16 protein-coding genes are annotated in these 18,579 nt (G+C 43.9%); 5 read left to right on the top strand and 11 right to left on the bottom strand.

Annotated features, from left to right (window positions below; genetic code table 11):
* Positions 1 to 9: 9 nt before the first annotated feature.
* The 4 genes from gltB to AAEM60_RS06250 all read right to left on the bottom strand — a co-directional run bounded on the left by gltB (position 10) and on the right by AAEM60_RS06250 (position 6,425).
* On the bottom strand, positions 10 to 4,608 hold the full coding sequence (gene gltB, locus AAEM60_RS06265) for a glutamate synthase large subunit (RefSeq protein ID WP_341357686.1): 4,599 nt from the start codon (positions 4,606 to 4,608) through the stop codon (positions 10 to 12).
* Positions 4,609 to 5,039: 431 nt separating this feature from the next.
* Positions 5,040 to 5,495: a DinB family protein gene (locus AAEM60_RS06260; RefSeq protein ID WP_299744844.1), complete on the bottom strand. Its 456-nt coding sequence runs from the start codon at positions 5,493 to 5,495 to the stop codon at positions 5,040 to 5,042.
* A gap of 125 nt (positions 5,496 to 5,620) precedes the next feature.
* The gene (locus AAEM60_RS06255) at positions 5,621 to 6,082 is read right to left on the bottom strand and encodes an SRPBCC family protein (protein ID WP_341357685.1); all 462 of its coding nucleotides are present in this window, start codon (positions 6,080 to 6,082) and stop codon (positions 5,621 to 5,623) included.
* The gene (locus AAEM60_RS06250) at positions 6,075 to 6,425 is read right to left on the bottom strand and encodes a MerR family DNA-binding transcriptional regulator (RefSeq protein ID WP_299744838.1); all 351 of its coding nucleotides are present in this window, start codon (positions 6,423 to 6,425) and stop codon (positions 6,075 to 6,077) included. Before AAEM60_RS06250 ends, AAEM60_RS06255 begins: the two co-directional genes overlap by 8 nt.
* A gap of 411 nt (positions 6,426 to 6,836) precedes the next feature.
* Here AAEM60_RS06250 and AAEM60_RS06245 point away from each other — a divergent pair, with 411 nt between their 5' ends.
* Positions 6,837 to 8,387 carry a family 10 glycosylhydrolase gene (locus tag AAEM60_RS06245; protein WP_341357684.1) on the top strand — a complete coding sequence of 517 codons (1,551 nt, stop codon included), beginning with the start codon at positions 6,837 to 6,839 and terminating at the stop codon, positions 8,385 to 8,387.
* Between the two features lie 42 nt (positions 8,388 to 8,429).
* Here AAEM60_RS06245 and AAEM60_RS06240 read toward each other — a convergent pair whose 3' ends face one another.
* The 7 genes from AAEM60_RS06240 to AAEM60_RS06210 all read right to left on the bottom strand — a co-directional run bounded on the left by AAEM60_RS06240 (position 8,430) and on the right by AAEM60_RS06210 (position 14,875).
* Positions 8,430 to 8,981: a cysteine dioxygenase family protein gene (locus AAEM60_RS06240; protein WP_299744833.1), complete on the bottom strand. Its 552-nt coding sequence runs from the start codon at positions 8,979 to 8,981 to the stop codon at positions 8,430 to 8,432.
* A 17-nt stretch (positions 8,982 to 8,998) separates the two neighbouring features.
* Positions 8,999 to 9,922: a DMT family transporter gene (locus AAEM60_RS06235; RefSeq protein ID WP_299744830.1), complete on the bottom strand. Its 924-nt coding sequence runs from the start codon at positions 9,920 to 9,922 to the stop codon at positions 8,999 to 9,001.
* Positions 9,923 to 10,370: 448 nt separating this feature from the next.
* Positions 10,371 to 11,702, bottom strand: coding sequence for a 6-phospho-beta-glucosidase (locus AAEM60_RS06230; RefSeq protein ID WP_341357683.1), 1,332 nt, complete (start codon positions 11,700 to 11,702; stop codon positions 10,371 to 10,373).
* Positions 11,703 to 11,721: 19 nt separating this feature from the next.
* Positions 11,722 to 12,012 (bottom strand): hypothetical protein, encoded by a 291-nt coding sequence (locus AAEM60_RS06225; RefSeq protein ID WP_341357682.1) that lies wholly within the window; start codon positions 12,010 to 12,012, stop codon positions 11,722 to 11,724.
* Between the two features lie 380 nt (positions 12,013 to 12,392).
* Complete coding sequence (locus tag AAEM60_RS06220) at positions 12,393 to 13,673, bottom strand: PTS sugar transporter subunit IIC (protein ID WP_299744822.1); 1,281 nt, start codon at positions 13,671 to 13,673, stop codon at positions 12,393 to 12,395.
* Positions 13,674 to 13,700: 27 nt separating this feature from the next.
* A complete protein-coding gene (locus AAEM60_RS06215; RefSeq protein WP_044339788.1) occupies positions 13,701 to 14,006 on the bottom strand; it encodes a PTS sugar transporter subunit IIB in 306 nt (101 codons plus the stop codon).
* Between the two features lie 2 nt (positions 14,007 to 14,008).
* Positions 14,009 to 14,875 (bottom strand): MurR/RpiR family transcriptional regulator, encoded by an 867-nt coding sequence (locus AAEM60_RS06210; RefSeq protein ID WP_341357681.1) that lies wholly within the window; start codon positions 14,873 to 14,875, stop codon positions 14,009 to 14,011.
* Between the two features lie 161 nt (positions 14,876 to 15,036).
* Here AAEM60_RS06210 and AAEM60_RS06205 point away from each other — a divergent pair, with 161 nt between their 5' ends.
* From AAEM60_RS06205 to anmK, 4 genes are read left to right on the top strand one after another with little or no spacing between them, the layout of a single operon-like run.
* Entirely contained in the window at positions 15,037 to 15,369 is a 333-nt protein-coding gene (locus AAEM60_RS06205; protein WP_299744814.1) for a PTS lactose/cellobiose transporter subunit IIA, read from the top strand.
* Between the two features lie 18 nt (positions 15,370 to 15,387).
* Positions 15,388 to 16,476 carry a MupG family TIM beta-alpha barrel fold protein gene (locus AAEM60_RS06200; protein ID WP_341357680.1) on the top strand — a complete coding sequence of 363 codons (1,089 nt, stop codon included), beginning with the start codon at positions 15,388 to 15,390 and terminating at the stop codon, positions 16,474 to 16,476.
* 17 nt (positions 16,477 to 16,493) lie between these two features.
* Positions 16,494 to 17,408, top strand: coding sequence for a BadF/BadG/BcrA/BcrD ATPase family protein (locus tag AAEM60_RS06195; protein ID WP_341357679.1), 915 nt, complete (start codon positions 16,494 to 16,496; stop codon positions 17,406 to 17,408).
* Positions 17,401 to 18,567, top strand: a complete 1,167-nt coding sequence (anmK, locus tag AAEM60_RS06190) for an anhydro-N-acetylmuramic acid kinase AnmK (protein WP_341357678.1) — start codon at positions 17,401 to 17,403, stop codon at positions 18,565 to 18,567. The genes AAEM60_RS06195 and anmK overlap by 8 nt, the downstream gene beginning before the upstream one ends.
* Positions 18,568 to 18,579 lie beyond the last annotated feature (12 nt).

Below are 18,579 nucleotides of genomic sequence, written 5' to 3'. Positions count from 1 at the left end.
CCTCCCTCTTTATTTCGCTGGTTCTAACACTTTTTTCTCTTCTTTTGTGCCTTCTTCAAATGCTGTCATTTCGGCATCGAATTTCTCTAATCCACTATTTTCAAGCTCACTGATCCGCTCTCTCATCTTGAGGTATGATTTCGGAATCACGCGCACAAATTTGGACACGTAGGAATCCCAGTTCGCTAAAATCTTCTTACCGTTGTTGCTGTTTGTATAATGAACGTATTTCTCGATCATGTCGTATACATCTTTCATTTCGTCCGGATCAAATAATGGCTGAACGAGGACAAGCTCCTGGTTACATCTCGATCTGAAGTTTTCATCTTCATCCAGTACATAGGCGACTCCGCCTGACATACCTGCGGCAAAATTCCGTCCTGTAAGTCCGAGTACAACCACTTTTCCACCTGTCATATATTCACATCCGTGATCCCCGACGCTTTCAACGACTACCTGCGCTCCACTGTTACGGACACAGAATCGCTCGCCGGCCACTCCATAAATATATGCTTCTCCACCAGACGCCCCGTAGAAGGAAACGTTACCGATGATCGTGTTTCGTTCTGGGATGAACGTAGCGGTCGGATCAGGATGAACGATGATTTTCCCGCCTGATAAACCTTTTCCTACGAAGTCATTTGAATCCCCGACAAGTCGAAGGGTCAGACCTTTTGGAATAAAGGCTCCAAAGCTTTGCCCTGCAGATCCTTTAAACGTCAAACGGATTGTATCTTCCGGTAAGCCTTCTGCCCCATAACGTTTTGTAATTTCGCTTCCAAGCATCGTGCCGGTTACGCGGTGAATGTTTCGAATCGCTGTCGTCCATTCAACCGGTTCTCCCGTTTCAATCGCTTGGCGGCAGCGGGGAATCAGCTCTTGATAATCGAGTGTTTTCTCAAGCTCGTGATCCTGCTTTCTTGTCGCATAGCGGCCCACCTTTTCAGGTACATCTGGTTGATACAGAAGAGCAGAGAGGTCGATTCCTTTCCCTTTCCAATGATCAATCGCTTCGTTTGCTTCCAGGATATCGGTTCTGCCAATCATTTCATTGATCGTTCGGAAACCAAGTTGAGCCATAAGCTCTCTTGTTTCCTGGGCAACAAATCGCATGAAGTTCGCTACATGTTCAGGATCACCTGTGTATTTTTTTCGTAACTCAGGGTCTTGTGTCGCAATACCGACCGGACATGTATTCAAATGACAAACACGCATCATGACACAGCCAAGAACAACAAGCGGTGCAGTGGAGAATCCATACTCTTCCGCTCCTAGAAGCGATGCAACAACAACATCCCGGCCCGTCATCATTTTCCCATCAGTCTCGACGACAATCCGGTCGCGAAGACGATTCAGTAACAGGGTCTGATGAGCTTCGGCAAGACCGATCTCCCATGGCAATCCTGTATGTTTCAGACTGGTTCTCGGTGCAGCACCCGTTCCCCCGTCATATCCACTGATTAAGACAACATCCGCCCGGCCTTTTGCCACACCTGCAGCGATCGTGCCAACACCTACAGCAGATACCAGCTTTACGCTGATGCGTGCTTGCGGGTTTGCATTCTTCAGGTTATAAATCAGCTCGGCAAGGTCTTCAATCGAATAAATATCATGATGAGGCGGTGGTGAAATCAACTCCACGCCAGGAGTAGATCCCCGCACTTCAGCAACCCAAGGATATACTTTCTTTCCAGGGAGATGTCCTCCTTCTCCAGGTTTGGCTCCTTGTGCAACTTTGATTTGAATTTCGTCCGCATTAACCAGGTAATGGCTTGTTACACCGAAGCGTCCTGACGCTACTTGTTTGATCGAGCTGCGCCTTGAATCCCCATTTTCATCCGGTGTGAAGCGGCTCGGATGTTCCCCACCTTCACCTGAGTTGCTCCGACCTCCAATTTTATTCATGGCTATCGCTAATGCTTCATGGGCTTCCTGACTGATGGATCCGAATGACATGGCACCAGTCTTGAATCGGCGACAGATTTCTTCCACTGATTCAACCTCTTCAATCGGGATAGGCTTCGTTTCTTTAAACGAAAGTAGTCCACGCAGAGACTGCAGATTCTGCTTCTCGTCTGTGAGCATGTTGGAATATTTTTTGAATAACTCGTAATTATTCGTACGACATGCATGTTGAAGGGTGTGAATCGTACTTGGATTGTACGCATGATCTTCTCCATTTTTTCTGTACTGGAATTCATCTCCCGAATCCAATGTGCGTTGATTATCTTTTCGGTCATTGAACGCTTTTCGATGCCTTAACAGCACTTCTTTTTCGATGATATCCATCCCGATTCCGCCGAGTCTTGACGCTGTACGGGTGAAATATTTATCAATCACATCTTTATGGATCCCTACCGCTTCAAATATTTGTGCTCCACGGTAACTCTGGATCGTCGAAATTCCCATTTTAGATAAAACTTTGATGACACCGTCTGTCCCTGATTTCACAAAGCTTTGAACCGCTTGTTCGTAAGTAGTGTCCTGCAGCTCGCCCTTATCGATGAGATCACGCAGCGTTTCATAGGCTAAATAAGGATTGATTGCTTCCGCACCATATCCGAGCAGGGTTGCGAAATGGTGAACCTCTCTTGGTTCCCCTGATTCCAAAAGGATGCTGACAGTCGTACGCGTTCCTTGGCGAATTAAGTGATGATGCAGTCCTGAAACGGCTAGGAGTGCTGGAATGGCAGCTTTGTCCTTCACAACTCCACGGTCAGATAAAATAAGGAGTGTCGCACCATCTTCAACGGCCTGGTCAGCTTTTTCATACAGAGCATCCAGCGTGCCTTCAAGCTGATTTTCCTCATTTGTTACATCAAATAAAATCGATAAAGTAACGGCTTTGAAGCCCTTTTCGTTTTGATGACGAATCTTTTCAAGCTCTTCACCGGTTAAAATCGGTGACTTTAAATGGATATGCCTGCAGCTTTCAGGACCCGGATTAACCAGGTTTCCTTCTGCTCCAATCGTTGTTCCTACAGATGTAATGATCTGTTCTCGAATCGCATCGATCGGTGGGTTTGTTACTTGAGCAAATAGTTGTTTGAAGTAGTTATAAAGAAGCTGTGGCTTTTTCGATAATACGGCAAGAGGTGAATCATATCCCATGGAACCAACCGGATCTTTCCCATCCGTCACCATCGGCTTAATGATTTTGTTCAATTCCTCATTTGTGTAGCCAAAAGCCTGCTGTTGCAAGAGCACATCTTCTGAATCCAGTTGAACTGGTTCATGTGTCGTTTCAGGTAAATCCTCAAGTTCAAATTTATTGTTGTCCAGCCAATGTCTGTACGGATGCTCAGAGGCAACACGCAGCTTGATCTCTTCATCCGGAATGATTCTTCCTTTTTCCAGATCTACAAGCAGCATTTTTCCTGGCTGTAATCGATCTTTGTACACAATGTCATCGGCAAAAATATCCAGGGCCCCTACTTCAGAACCAAGAACAATCATACCGCTTTTAGTCACATAGTAACGTGCAGGCCGAAGTCCATTTCGGTCAAGGCAGGCACCAATCTGTTTTCCATCCGTAAACACAAGGGCTGCCGGTCCATCCCATGGCTCCATCAAGCAGCTATGATACTCGTAGAAGTCCTTTTTCTTCGGATGAATCGTGTCATCGTTTTCCCAAGGCTCCGGTACCATCATCATGGCGGTGTGAGCAAGGGATCTTCCTGATAAATGAAGGAATTCAAAGCAGTTATCAAACATAGAGGAATCACTGCCTGTCTCGTCAATAACAGGAAGGATCTTTTCCAGATCTTCTTCTTTAAATGCACTTGAATGGCACAGCTTCTCACGTGCGCGCATCCAGTTCACATTCCCTCGTAATGTATTGAATTCTCCATTATGGATCGTATATCGGTTTGGATGAGATCGCTGCCAGCTTGGGAAAGTGTTTGTACTAAAGCGGGAATGTACAAGGGCTAAAGCTGACCGGAACTCAGGATGGTTGAGGTCAATATAAAAGGAATCCAGCTGCTCGGGAATGAGCATCCCTTTGTAAACGATGGTTGTAGAAGACAAACTACAAAGATATACATCCTCTTGTCCTTCAACATTTGCCACTTCTTTTTCAATTCGTTTACGGATCACATATAGCTTACGCTCGAAATCCATCCGGGACTGTATGTCATCCGATACGCCTATAAATACTTGACGAATGAACGGTTTAGACTTGGAAGCCACTTTTCCTACAAAGGAATCATTGAGTGGAACAGGTCTCCAGCCAAGTGTCTTCTGACCTTCTTCTTCAATGATGCGCTCAAAGATTTCTTTGCTCTTCATGCGCTTCTCATAATTTTCAGGAAGGAATACCATTCCGATCCCATATTCACCTTTTCTAGGAAGGATAATGTCTTCTTTCTCACATTGCTTTTTGAAGAAATGATGAGGGATTTGGGTAAGGATACCTGCACCGTCACCAGTGCTTGTATCAGCTGATTGTCCTCCACGGTGCTCTAAGTTACATAGAATGTTAATTGCATTTTGAACGATGCTGTGACTTTTCGTCCCATCAATATTTGCAATCATTCCAATTCCACATGCTTCATGTTCTTGCGCAGGATCATACATGCCTTGCGCTACAGGAAGATTCGTTTTCATCCAATGTCCTCCTCTACTAAACTTGTATATTTTTTGAATAATTAACCGGTTAATTAAATTTTCTTAATTTTCGTTAGTATATCATGAAAATTAGAAAAAACGAAAAATTAAGTTAATGGATAGAGAGTGGTTTTTCCAAATATATATGTAATTGGACGGATGAAGGTTGATATATAAATGTTTGTTTTCACTTAATATTCAGAATCTTTAAAAGCTTGATGCAATCATAAAGAAATCGCTTTCAAAAATTCGCTCATCGGAACATATTTCATCAAAATCCAACATGAATTTTCATGCAAAATCTTAACTGAAAAATTTTTTTCGCACCCTGAAATTCAGCTCCTGAAACTCCTCTTCTTTTCCCTCTATTAACAAAATTCAAACCATATGAAGAGGGACGGACCTCCGAAAATTCCGTAGGTCCGTCCCTCTCAAATAAGCTCATTTATCTGATTCATATGGTGTTCATCATGTTTGGCTAAGTTATTAAAATAGTCAGGGATTGTTATTGTGCTTTTGCCGATGGTTATCTCTCTGTGCCATTCCTGATCATTCATTGTAAGGATCGCTTTATGCAGCTTTTGTCTCGTAAGAATGAATGCTTCAATGGTTTCGTGTTTGGAACGCTCTCTGCTTTCCTTTGCAGCTTGATGATTCAATTCATCCGGGTCAGGCCCAGGAGGCATTTCTTTTCCTAATTTAAAATAGGGAATCCGGCTTTCCAGAACAAATTGATCCCACGGAATGAAGTGTCCGATGATTTCCGCAACACTCCATTTCCCTTCATCAATCGGCCTTCTCCATTGTACCTCCGATAAGGACTCAAGTGATGTCACCCATTCCATTACCTTTATGTGATGTGTTATGATTTTTTCTTTATTATCCATTTTCTACATCCCCTTCTAAATAACACTTACGATGCTACATTCGATTAAAGAAGGGATAGTTCCTGCTTGTGAACGTAAAGAGGGACGGACCTCCACGAATCGTGGAGGTCCGTCCTTCTTCTTCACTACTTATTCGCTTCTTTCAATGCTTCACTTTCAACACGGTCCATGAAATCGGTGACGACTTTGTTGTTGTTTTTTTCTCCGCCAAGTTTTAATAAGACTTTTCCGAGGAAGTTCAGTCCTCTGTTTTCGCCTTTATAGATGAATCTGGTTTGTTTGTCGTCTATTTTGTGGAGGGTGAATTCAGCTTCGATTTCAAAGGCTTTTGCAAGTGTGAAGCCAATTTTATTGTGTTTTTTCTCGGGGGTGTTCTCGTACTCGAGGTCTTCTACAATATACGTCTCGATTCTTTTCCCCTCTTTGTATTTCTGTTGGTAGGTGGACCCTACCACGCCTTTCTTTTGCTCCAGTACCTTGTTTTCAACGACGTTCGGCATGATTCGTTGAATGTTCTCAATCTCAAACAAATGCCATATCGTTTCAATATTGACTGGAATGATCCGTTCTTCATGCCATTTAATCATTCATATCCTCTCCTATTCCCATCTCGAAGAAATCATCCATTTCTGCAATCACTGTTTGTATGCGCTCTATCTCCGCTTCTAAATCCCGTTTCTTCGCACGTATCAATTGTTCCAAATTCTCAAAGGATTCATCATTTACGACGGTTAACATTTCTTGTATGGAAAAGTTAAATCTCCTTAAGTAGACCAATAATCGTCCCACTAGATAGGATCCATTATCATAATAGCGATAGTTGTTTGCAGGATCGATATACACAGGTTCGAGCAATTTTATCTCTGCGTAGTAACGCAGTGTTTCCTTACTCAGTCCTGTCATCTTGGAAAACTCGCTCACCTTGTACATTCTTTCCACCTCACACCTAAATCATAAACTATGTGGTGCACCACATGGTCAATCCCTTTCTATCAAAAGATCTCTCAACCCTGCTTTGTGAATGGAGTGCTTAATGAATCGAAGCCCTTCAAACTCTTATATTACCACCACATCAACCCGATGGTTCGAAACATTCTGTATCCATTCTTTCCCTTTCTTTCGTTTTTAGAACTATTTAACTAGTCAAATCTTACTGATTACCGATAGAATATTCAGTTTTTTTACCTCGTTGGTACTATATACCATAAGAAACCAACACCTTATAATGAAAATAGAAATAATATTTCATGTTTTTATTTTATTTTGTGAAGTATTATTTCAATAAAATGAAAACGGTTTCTTTTAATGGGAAACCTGTTAATGAAAGCGGGGAATTTGTTGATGAAAGCAGTGAAGTACATGATCATGGCCGCCTTGTTGTTCTCGCTAGCCCTTCCTTTTTCTACAGGAAAAGCAAAAGCTTCGGAAACTCATGCGCCTAAACATGAAATGCGCGCAGCATGGATTGCCACGGTTCAAAACATTGATGTGAAAGCTGGAATGGACCAAGAGGAGTATACGGATTGGGTGACAGAGACCCTTGACGAGCTAAAAGAGTTGAAATTTAATACCATCATCTATCAGGTGAAACCTACTGTAGATGCCTTCTATCCTTCTGAACTGGCTCCTTGGTCCCAGTACATTACAGGTGACAAACAAGGAACCGATCCGGGATATGATCCACTACAGATCATGATCGATGAATCTCATAAGCGCGGAATCGAGGTTCATGCATGGGTGAACCCTTATCGAATTACGATGCCAAATCAAACGATCGAGTCACTTGCTGATGACAATGTAGCTAAGCTGCATCCAGAATGGGTAGTGAAATATGGCAAGCAGTATTATTTGGACCCGGGTATACCTGAAGTACAGGAATACCTGATTGATACGGTTGAAGAATTAGTGAGCAATTACAACATTGAAGCCGTTCACATGGACGATTATTTCTATCCTTACCGCATTGCAGGAGAAATCTTCCCAGATCAAGATACATACGAGAAATATGGAAGTTCGTTTGACGATATTGAAGACTGGAGACGAAATAACGTAGATGTTCTTGTAGCTGACATCAATTCATCCATCAAAGACATTAAAGAATGGGTCCAGTTTGGTATCTCCCCATTTGGTGTATGGAGAAATATCGCTGATGATCCTACAGGAAGCGACACACAGGCAGGACAAACGAATTATGACGACTTGTATGCAGACACCCGTCAATGGATCAAGGATGGAAGCATCGATTATATTACCCCTCAAATCTATTGGTCTAGAAAACTGGCTGTTGCTAACTACTCCGTTCTATTGGATTGGTGGAGTCAGGAAGTGAATGAGTATGCGTACAACCATCCTGTTAATCTTTATATAGGGACGGCCGACTATAAAGTGGGAGACAATTTTGACCAGGAATGGTTCAATCCTTATGAGCTGCCAGAGCAAATCATGGACAACCGTGATAACGGAACCGCCCTTGGACAAATGCATTTCTCTCTAAGACAAATCTTTGAAAACCCACTTGGTTACGCAGATATTTTACGTAACGAGGTTTACACAGAGCCTGCTTTAACCCCTGCCACTCCTTGGAACAATGAAACGCTTCCAAAGAAACCGAACACGGTGAAAGCAGACAAACATGAAGATCATGTAACTTTAACCATCGATGATAAACATCACTCCGATGCCAGAAAATATGTCATCTATCGCTTTGATGGCGTGAAAGAAGGAGATTACGAGAATCCGGCTAATATTGTAGATGTCGTTTATTCTCAAGGAAAGCTAACAACGTATGAAGATACTTCAGCTCAAGAAGGTGGAATGTACACTTATGGAGTTACGTCTGTTTCTCCGACAGGGGTAGAAAGTAAGGATGCGAAAACAGTGAGAGTACAATAATCATTGAAAGAAGCGTTCCCCCATAATGGAGGAACGCTTTTTTCATTTTAATTGAATTTCCTTCACTTTCTGCTTTATATGATCCGGCCACCATGCCCCGCATTCTTCAGAAACAACACAGGCAGCACATTTTCCCAGGTCGTACACCATCATACCCTGAATAGGCGGCGAATAGAGATGGAGGGTCACCAGCTCTTCCCCACTCCCCTTCTTCATTTTATGAACACCCTTTTTGGGTGCAAAAAAGAAAGAACCTTTCCTATATTCGCGATCAAATATCTCCTGTGGAAGCTGGTTTTCTTTTACTTCAAAGATTGTATTGACTGAAGTCCCGTTCATGACTTGAATCCATCCCTTTGAGTCCCCGTGATCATGTGGAGCACATTCCATGTCGGACCAATTCATCACGAGAAGCTCTGCTACTTCATTTTGATAAAGGAGCTTTCGATAATAGGGTTTTCCATCCGCAGACTGTAAGTATGGCTGTAAATCATCGAGACTTACGTTTAGAGACTGCAAGACTTCTTTAAGTTCTTTCGTGGAAGGGGTTGTCAATTCATCTAATCTATTCTTTATGCGTTCCCTTAAGGTCACCGCGATTCCTCCCTGTGTTATCTTTTCCTCCCAAGCAACCGCTGGAAAACAGAAATCATCTGGCCGTTTACAATCACAACTCCTATTATAATTATGACTCCACCCATGATGCTTATGAAGAAAATCTTCTCATGCAGGAGAAGGATCGCCGCAATGAGTGTGGTGACGGGCTCTAAATACAGAAACATCGAAACCTTTGACGCATCCAATACCTCCAATGCTTTCGCCCAGTACCAATAAGCGATTCCCGACACAAACATACCGAGGAACATTAAGTGGGCCCATTCCACATTTGACAAAAGAGAAATGCCTTCCCAGCCCCGGTTTCGGATGAGAAAAGGGATGGTTAAGCTGAAACCAAGTAGACTCATATAAAAGGTGATGACGAGGGATGGCAGCTCGATACGAAGTTTTTTCAGCAACACAGAATAGATGGCCCAGTTTAATGTACTGAGAATCATCAGGATATAACCGATATTGACAGCAAATCCGATGGACTGCCCGCTCCTCGCTGTCGTTACCATCAGCACACCTGTAATCGCTATAATCATGCCCAGTGCTTTAGGAACCGTCATTTTTTCATGTAAAAAAATCATGGAGAGGATTACGGTGAACACGGGAGAAAAAGAAATCATCCAGCCTGCTGATGATGCATCGATTGTAAGGAGGGCCGTCGCCTGGATCACTTGATGAATGAAGACGCCAAGTACCCCCAGCACGATCAGATGAGGAATAAACTTTAGCGGAATGGTGAGTCGATATCTTTTTAAGAGTAAAATCATGAGAAGAAACAGCGCTCCAATCGCAAACCGAAGAACGAGCAGCGTATAAGGATCAAGGGTGTCCAACACTGCTTTCGTTGATACAAATGATATGCCCCAAAAGCTGATTGACATCGTGGCATATAAGGAGGCTGCTACTTTTGTTTTAACTGGAATCATAGGCGGACGTTTCCTTTCGGATAAGCGTTCTTTCTATCATGGTATGCTCGTCCGGAAGAAAGATGTGGGGATTGTGGTCGAACTTGGTGAGGGGGTGGGTTGAGTTGAGGCGTTTTGAAAATAAATCTGGAAATTTGAAAATAAGTTGGGTGTTTTTGAAAATAAATCTGAGAATTTGAAAATAAACTGGGTTCTTTTGAAAATAAACTGGAATCGGACCCGCTTGGGCATCGCTTATTTATCGAATATCGATAATATAATGGGTAAAGTCGATGATATATTTGAAAAGTCTATAATAAACATGCCAAACTCGATAATATATCCGAAAAGTCGATAATAAACAGCTCAAACTCGATAATATCTTAACCAAAACCACTTCCTACCCCCATTCTCCTCGCCAATCCACGCAAAAAGTGCCCCAAATCAATATTTGAGACACTTCCCAACCTTAACTATGTGTAAATCGCTCACGAAACTGCGGTAAATACTCTTTATGCACCTCAAGCATTTCATCCAGCAGCTGCTTAGCCTTCACATCACTCGTCACCAACGGATTGATCGTCATGGCAAGCAATGCTTTTTCATAGGACCCTGTAACCGATGCTTCCGCAGCAACCCGTTCAAAGGATTTAATTTGATGAACAAGTCCACTCACAGCCACCGGCAGCTCACCAACCGCAATCGGCTTAGGACCAGACTTCGTAACGACGCAATTCACTTCCACAGCAGATTCCCGTGGTAAATCACTGATCGCTCCGTCGTTCTGGACATTCAGCGTTTGAATGTCACCGCGATCATTATAAATCGATGAGATGAGATTACATGCCGCATCGCTGTAATAAGCGCCTCCCCTTTGTTCAAGCTGTGGAGGCTTGATATCAAGGTTTTCATCCTTGTAAAGTTCGAAAAGCTCATTTTCTAATTGCTGAACCACTTCTGCCCTGGTGGTCCCCGTCTTGAATTCCTCTAACTGCTTTTCTAAAATATCACTCGTTTTATAAAAATATCGGTGATAAGGACATGGAATGATTCCCAGACTCTTGATGAACTCCGGTTCCCATGGGAGCGGCGCAATATTCCTCATGCTGACCTGCTTGTCAGGATTGCTCATGATTTCCAGTACATCCTCTAAAACTGACTCACCGTCCACCAAAACGTCCAATCCGTACACCATATGATTCAATCCGGCGAAGTCGATATGCAGTCGTTCTACCTCCACGTCAAGAAGCTTGGCCAATGTCATTCTCGTATTAATGGGAAGATTACATACGCCAACGACTTTAGGATGTGACCCGTAGCGCAGCAAAGCCTCTGTCACCATGCCTGCAGGATTGGTGAAGTTGATCAACCAGGCGTCAGGGCAGAGCTGCTGCATTTCATCTGCGATTTCCAATAGAACCGGGATCGTCCTCATTCCCTTGAACAATCCCCCGGCACCATTCGTTTCCTGGCCGATCATCCCGTACTTGATCGGAAGCCTCTCATCTTGGATTCTCGCCTTTAGTTGTCCGACTCGCATTTGAGTCGTGACAAAATCAGCATCTATCAATGCCTCTTTCCGGTCCAGCGTAAGATGAATCTCCATGGGCACCCCAGCTTTTTCTACCATTCTCTTCGCCAAATTCCCGACGATGTCGAGCTTATTTTTCCCAGCTTCAATATCTACAAGCCACAGCTCACTCACTGGAAGCTCATCATAACGCTTGATCAATCCTTCCACAAACTCGGGAGTATAGCTTGAGCCCCCGCCGATCGTAACGATCTTGATTCCGTTTTTCATTGTGAATGCCTCCTCGAGATTACTTGGCAACAAACGCCAAAATAAAGCTTATTAAGAAACTGACAACCACTGCTAATAAAACGCGCTTCTTTTTAACGGAGGCATTTTCAACAGGACCTTCAATTTTCAAGAGAACATATGAGAGTCCAACCGATGCCGAAATCCCCGTTGCTAAAAATACGCTCCAATCCTTTGCGAGTCCCGCACTCATCAAAGGCTTGGAAAGAAGTAATAGTCCAATAGATACGGAGATTAGAAGAACAAACACACTTCTAAAACCGATTCGCTTTGGGACAACCGTTTCTGTCATTTGAATCACTCCTAATGCTAATGAAGAAGTGGGAATCCTAGGACCCCCACTTCTGTTTTTTGATATGAATGCTTATGTGGAGAGGGAAAAGCCGCCTCCGCTTTTGTATTTGTCCAGCTACAGCGGCTGTTCCCTCCGCTTTTCTACCTGTCCAGCTACGGGGCTTAGAGGCTCGAGGTCATAAGCTATTCCGCCAAGAAGGGTGAAGTGCAACCTTCTTGACGGCTTAGCTTATGCTTGTCGCCTCTAGGCAAAGTCCCTCCGCTTTTCTCTTGTCCAGCTCCGGCGGCTAGCCCCTCGAGGTCATAAGTCCAGCCCACCAAAAAGGCAAAGAACGCCTTTCCGGTGTCGGAGCTGATCGAGCCGCCTCCGCTTTTCTATTACGCCGCTTGTTGATCGCTTTCTTCCATCTTCGCCATCTTCTTGTCATACATCTTGAAGAATGGGAAATAGATAGCGAACGAGATTGCGATATTGATAAGAACCATGACGATGGCTCTCCAGTCACCACCCGTTGCGAGGTACGCTCCGATTGGTGCCGGCAGTGTCCAAGGTGGCATGATATAAGTTGGCGATACCAGGCCAATAGACGTTGCCACATATGACAAAGTACCAGTGATCAGAGGGATCGTAATAAATGGAATGATCAGAATCGGATTCAATACGATTGGAGCACCGAAGATGATAGGCTCATTGATATTGAAAATGCCTGGTACAATACTTGTTCTTCCTAACGCTTTCAGGTATTTCGAGCGCGAGAAGAAGACCATGGCCAGAACTAGTCCGAGAGTTGCTCCTGAACCACCGATCCAGATGAACCATTGGTAGAATGTTTCTGGTGCGATGTGCGGGATTGCTTCTCCGTTTGCAACCGCATCTGCGTTGTTTACAAGGAACACTTCCCATAATGGACGGGCCACCGTTCCTACTACAGACACCCCGTGGATACCGAATGACCAGAAGAATGTAATTAAGAATACCGGAATCAATACACCGAATATACTGTCACCGGCTGTAACTAATGGAGCAACAGCTACACCGATCAAATGATGTAAATCTATTCCGGCTAATACGGTTACGGCAGAAACCAGTAGAATGACAATCGCTACAGGAATAAGTGCTTCGAAGCTTCGTGATACAGATGCCGGTACTTGCTCAGGCATTTTAATCGTAATGTTCTTCGTTTTACAGAACCTCAAAATTTCAACTGCAAAGATCGAGACGACCATGGCGACGAATAATCCATGACCACCAAGGTTGGTCATCGGCAGAACCCATCCTTCCCCGTCCATTACTTTCGGTGTAATTGTTAATAGAAGTGCTGCTACTGAAATTTGGGCACCGGATAATGGATCCAGATTATAGCTTTTCGAGAGGTTGTACCCTATCCCGAAGGCTATATAGAGTGACATGATAAACATGGTCAGTCGGTATGGAATCAGGATTTCGACGATGTTGTCTGCAGCCCACTGCTTGATGTCTCCGAATATTCCGCCATCAGGAAGCGGTGGAAAAGCTAAGATCAGGAAAAATGAACCTACGATAATAAATGGCAGTGCTGAAATAACCCCATCCCGAATTGCTTGCAAATGCCTTTGTTCAGAGAGTCGGGCCATTGGACCTGACAAGTTATTCTCTAAAAAATTCACAAACTTTTGCATGTTTTTACCCCCTTGTTTCCTATTAAATTAGTTGGTTAATTCTTTTACTGTTTTCAGTAAAGTCGGGCCGCCAAGTGGCGTGTACGCTTGTGGAGGAATCGGACCACACGGAACATTCGCTTCATCAGCGGCTTTCTTCACTTGATCAAAACGGTGTCTGATCTGTGGTGCCACCATACAAACATCCCACCCCTTGGAGATCTCCTCAGATACCTCACCGGTTCCGATTGCATGGACTTCCATCTCAATACCTGCCTTGTCCCCTTCTTTTTTCAGTGCATTCACTACAATTGCGCTGGACATTCCACCGGAACATACGAATAATACTCTCATTTCTACTCTTCCTCCTCTTTCATTCTTTGTACTACTTCATGTGTATGAATAATTTGCTCATAGACGCCATGTCCTTTTTTCATGCATAAAGCGACGAATAAAGCATCAATCACGACGAGTTGAGCAATTCTTGCCGTCATGGTCCCGATTCGGATGTTGTGTTCTTCCTCGGAAATCGTTAAGACGATATCAGCGAGCTTCCTCGCCGGTGATTTCCCATGCTGTGTCAATAGAACGATTGTAGCCCCTTTTTCTTGGGCGACGTTCATCAGCTTTAATATTTCCTTCGTCTGCCCTGAAGTCGAAACGACGAATAGGACATCTCTTTCCGTTAAATTGGCAGCCATCATCATCTGCACGTGAATATCACTAGCTTGAAATGCCAGATAGTTCAGTCGTAATAGCTTTTGCGTAAAGTCTTCCGCTACTACAGCTGAACCTCCTACTCCATACAGGTATACCCGTTCAGCTTTATGGAACGCGTTCACAGCCCGATCCAGATCATCTATGGAAAAAAGCTTTTCCGTGTTCTTGATCGCTTGATAGGTGTTCACCAGTACTTTGCTGAAGACGGTTTCAAGATTGTCTTCAAAATGGAGGAGTGTATTGATGTCATGACTCATTGTTTCTTCAATATTTGTGCTTTTGGCCAGTTCGATCTTCAATCCGCTGAAACTATTGATTCCGATTCGTTTGCAGAATCGGATGATGGCTGCTTCACTGCTCCCGCATGATTGTGAGAGTTGCTTTGTCGTCATTTCCATTACTTTGTCAGGAAACTCGATCACATATTGAGCAACCGCAATTTCAGACGGGGTGTAGTTCTCCATCTGACTTTTGATGTGTTTTAGTACTTGAAATTCTGTCATAGTCACCTCCAAAAAAAATGATTGTCTTGAAAAGGCTTTCAGTTTAATATGATTATATGCGATAATGAAATTAAATTTCAATATTATTTTAAAATATTTAAACTTTTATTTTACTACTCTAGTAGAAACTAGTTCTAAACAGGAATGAGGAGGAGTACACAATGGCAGAGGTACGCAACGTAGAAATGGAGATATTTGAAATTATATCAAACGGCGGGAATGCAAAAAGCACCGCATATGAAGCACTGGCAAAGGCACATGAAGGTAAGTTTGCGGAAGCTGAAGAGATGTTGAAAACAGCCCATGAAGAGCTGAACAAAGCTCACAAAACGCAAACGAGTCTCATTCAGGCAGAAATCAATGGAGAAGATTTTGAAAAATCACTTCTGATGATTCATGCCCAGGACCATTTGATGACCTCTATCAGTGAGATCTCGTTAATTGAACAAATGATACCCTTATTAAAAAGAATAGATAAACTTGAAAACAATTAATTTTAAGGAGGCTTACCAATGAGTAAAAGACTCGGAGTTTCAATTTACCCAAACCATTCAACTACTGAAAAGGATAAAGAATATCTGGCTCTGGCTGCGTCTTACGGTTTTAAGCGAGTGTTCACCTGCTTACTATCAGTAGAAGGTGACAAAGATGGAATCATCTCGAACTTTAAAGAAACGATTAAGTTTGCACGTGAAAAAAATATGGAAGTCATCGCTGACATCAGTCCCCGTATTTTCAAAGAACTGAACATCTCGTATGATGATTTATCCTTTTTTGCCGATCTCGGGGCTCACGGTATCCGCCTAGATCTCGGGTATACAGGGCATGAAGAATCGATGATGTCGTACAACCCTTATGATTTGAAAATTGAACTCAACATGAGTAATGCAACGAAATACATCGATAACATCATGACGTATCAACCGAATAAGGATCAATTGCTTGGATGTCATAACTTCTATCCGCACCGCTACTCCGGTTTATCCTATCCATTCTTTATTGAATGCAGTAAAAAGTTTAAAGACTTCGGGATGAGAACGGCTGCGTTTGTCTCTTCTTCCGATGCAACATTCGGTCCTTGGCCGGTCACGGAAGGATTGCCTACATTAGAAATGCACAGGAACCTTCCGATCGATGTCCAGGCGAAGCATCTTTTTGCAACAGGGTTAATTGATGACGTCATTATCAGTAACGCTTATGCATCAGAACGTGAAATGCAGCTGCTTAGTGAACTGAACACATCGAAGCTGACCTTTACAGTCGAAACCCATGAGACGACCACTGACTTAGAAAAGACGATTATCTTTGAAGAACCGCATTTCTATCGTGGTGACGTATCTGACTACTTGATCCGCTCGACTCAAAGCCGCGTGAAATATCGTGGAAGAGAATTCGCTCCCCATAATACGGTAGACATCAAACGCGGAGACATTGTTATTGAAAACGACCTATATGCCCAGTATGCAGGAGAACTTCAAATCGCGCTTCAAGATATGGAGAACTCAGGCAAAACCAATGTGGTGGGGCGTATCCGCGAAGAAGAGATCTTCTTATTGGATTACCTGAAGCCTTGGGGTAAATTTGCTTTTCAAACCAAGTAATGTGGAGGTTTCTTTAGATGACTAGAGTGATAGGAATCGATGCAGGCGGGACGAAAATACAAGGACTCGTTCTTGATTCAGAGAAGAACATCCTGTTTCAAAGTTTATCCGGACACGGCAATCCAACGGTTTCCTTTGAAGAGGCACTGACCAACCTCTCATCCGTGATTCAACAATGCTTGGACCACACTTCTTCTGAAGAGGTGTCCCATATTGTAATCGGAATGGCAGGTGCCGAGTCCGGTAATCTGGCTCATCGAATCAAGAAGGAGTTACAAAGGATGACTTCCCTGCCTATTATCGTATTGAATGATGCCACCCTCGCCTATTTCAGTTTAATCGGAAATCAGAACGGGGTGATGACCATTGCGGGAACCGGTTCGATTTGTTATGGACGAAACGGGAAACAGGAAGGAACCACCGGCGGATGGGGACATCTTCTTGGTGACGAAGGCAGTGCGTATCATATAGCCATGGAAGCCTGTAAACAGGTTTCCATGGAGATGGATTCCGGTAAACCACTTTCCCCTTTCTCCCGTGCCATTTTAAACGAAATCGGAGCGAGTGATGGGAAAGGGTTAAAAGGGTTTATCTATTCTTCTGCCAAAGGTGAAATTGCCAAGCTGGCGAAGGCGGTTCACAAGCAAGCTGAGGCTGGTAATGAAGAGGCCTTTCTTTTACTTAAGATAGCCGGGGAGCAGCTTGCTCGACAGACGATTGCCTTATTGGAGAAACTGCAGATCTCTTCGAAACCGGTTATCGCCTTAAAAGGAAGTGTCCTTGAACATAATGTGGTGGTGCAATCCATTTTTAAAGAAAGTATTTCAGAGCGATTTCCAGACGCTTCCTATATCGTCGATTCAACCTCCCCTGCCACCGGGGCAGTCAATGTGACAGAAGCCATCAGGGAAGGAAGGATGTCATATGAGTAAGCGTTTAGCTGTCGGGTTAATGTCCGGTACATCTGTGGATGGGGTGGATGCTGCCCTTGTTTCAATTGAAGGCAGCGGCACGGATACAAAGGTGGAGCTCGTTCATTATTCGACGGCTCCATTCCCTCCACACGTAAAAAAGAAAATCTACGACGTGATGAGTGTCACAGAATCGTCCACCCCCCTCCTTTCCAGCTTGCATTTTGAGCTTGGAGACGTTTATGCCGATGCTGTGTTGAAGGTGTGTTCAGAGGCTGGCGTTTCATTAGAGGCTTTAGACTTTATCGGATCACATGGGCAAACGGTCTATCACCAGCCCTTCCATACCGAAAATTCGGTTCCTTCCACTCTTCAAATCGGGGAGCCGAGCGTGATTGCGTATCGTACAAATACTAGAGTCGTCTCCAATTTCCGCTCCATGGATATGGCGGCCGGCGGTGAAGGGGCCCCACTTGTACCTTATACTGAATACCTTCTTTACCGGAAAATAGACAAAGGAAGACTGCTTCAGAATATCGGCGGCATCGGAAATGTGACTGTACTTCCTAAAGATTGCACTCTTCAAGAAGTATTCGCATTTGATACCGGTCCTGGAAATATGGTCATAGATGGATTATGCGAGCGACTATTCGGCCTCTCTTTTGATGAGGATGGAGCGATTGCTGCGAAAGGGACGGTCCAGAAAGACGTCGCACAGAAATGGATGGAATGGGAGAAGGATTTCTTCCTTAAAGACCCTCCAAAGTCAACGGGTCGCGAGCTGTTTGGAGATGTATTCGTGAATCGCATCCTCGAAGAGTTTGGTGATCTTTCGAAAGAAGACTTGATTGCGACAGCAACCTACTTCACAGCTCTGACGATTTCGGATGCCTATGAAAAATTCGTTCTTCCAAAACACCCTATTAACGAAGTCATCATTGGCGGCGGCGGAAGCTACAATGGGTCACTTCTCTGTATGATGAGGGAGCTTCTTCCCCAGTTAGACATTCAGATCCAGGAAGATATCGGCTATTCTTCCGATGCCAAGGAAGCAATCGCCTTTGCCCTCCTGGCGAACGAAACGCTTCACGGAAATCCGGGCAACGTCCCAGGAGCAACCGGAGCAGGTAAACCCGTCATACTGGGGTCCATCACTCCCCGTCCCGTATTCACAAATTGAAAGGCAGGTACT

Source organism: Rossellomorea sp. y25 (assembly GCF_038049935.1).
Lineage (GTDB): Bacteria > Bacillota > Bacilli > Bacillales > Bacillaceae_B > Rossellomorea.
This window is presented reverse-complemented; position numbering and strand designations above follow the sequence as displayed.